The organism is Streptomyces sparsus (assembly GCF_054776295.1).
Window position 1 is genome coordinate 1 of sequence record NZ_BAAHCA010001540.1, and the last position, 731, is coordinate 731.

At 77.0% G+C, this 731-nt stretch carries 1 pseudogene; it reads right to left on the reverse strand.

The window, feature by feature from the left end:
• Positions 1 to 42: 42 nt before the first annotated feature.
• Positions 43 to 731, reverse strand: a pseudogene (locus ACYVE9_RS29490) (hypothetical protein); the annotation flags it as partial.

Consider the following 731-nt stretch of genomic DNA (forward strand, 5'->3'; position numbering starts at 1 on the left):
CTCCCGGCGGTACGGGCCGTTCCGCCGGGGCCGGCCCGGGGCTCATCTGGCCAGCAGGACGGGCGCCGGGAGATGGGTCAGGTTCTGCGCGGCACTGGGCGCCACGGAGTCCGAGCCCGGCTGCCCGCCAGGCGTCGACTCCGTGCCCGTCGGGGCGACGGTCTCCAGCGGCGCGGTCAACTCCGTTGCGGCCACCGCGTGGAGCGGACCCGTGGACGGCCCGCCCGGCCCGAAACCCTGGTCCCCGGCCGCAGGCTGGAACTGCTGCTGCTGCTGCTGGGCCGGGGCGGGCAACTGCTGATAGGCACCGGACCGGCCGGGATCGGCGGCGCCGGGGGCCTGCGCGGGCAAGTACTCCGGACCGGTGGCGAACTGCTGCTGAGCGGGGTACGGATCGGCCGGGTAGCCGCCCTGCGGACCTCCGGAGAACGGGAGGCCGACGGCGGCCTCGTACCCCGCAGACGAGAAGGCGGGGGGTGAGAAGGCGGGGGAGGAGGAGCCGGAGAAGGCGGACGGGTGACCGGGGAACGGGTCGGCGAGCGGGGCGTACCCGCCCGCCGGATACCCAGCCGCCGGATATGGAGCCGCCGGGTACGGGTCCGAGGCGTGGGCCGAGGCGTACGAGCCGGGGTGCGAGACCGCCGCGGGCGCGTACTGCGCCGGCAGGTGGAGCGCTTCGGCGGCCTGGGCGGGCGACGTCTGCGGGGCGGGTGCCAGCATCGGCTGCGGCG